A 363-nucleotide genomic window follows, 5' to 3' on the forward strand; every position below is an offset into this window, starting at 1 on the left:
GCTTTGAGTACGACGCGCTTGGTCGTAAAACCACACTAAAAATTAATAATGTGGTTGATAGCGAGTGGCATTACAGCACCAGCCAACCCTGGCGTCTGGACCAGGAGGTGCGTGGCCGCTGGTCGCGGTCATACCTGTATGACGGGCTGGGGCGCCAGGTGGCGTCGGTCACTGATTTAGAAAGTGCTCTGAGCTGTAAAGATCAAGTCAGCTATGAGCCATCCAGCAAAGATGTGCGGATAACAGACGCACTGGCCTCAGTACATGACGCTAAATGTGTGGTGCAGCTGACCACCTTTGATGAATATGGTCGGGTGTTCCAGCAGTTTGATGACTATCGTCGTACCCGGGAGCGTGGTCGCG

1 protein-coding gene is annotated in these 363 nt (G+C 53.7%); it reads left to right on the top strand.

Features of this window, described 5'->3' with window-relative positions; all coding sequences use genetic code 11:
* Positions 1–363: hypothetical protein (locus tag CWB99_RS24285; RefSeq protein WP_171045437.1), on the top strand; the 363-nt coding region annotated here is incomplete at both ends.

It is taken from the genome of Pseudoalteromonas rubra (genome assembly GCF_005887095.1).
GTDB classification, from domain to species: Bacteria; Pseudomonadota; Gammaproteobacteria; order Enterobacterales; family Alteromonadaceae; genus Pseudoalteromonas; species Pseudoalteromonas rubra_E.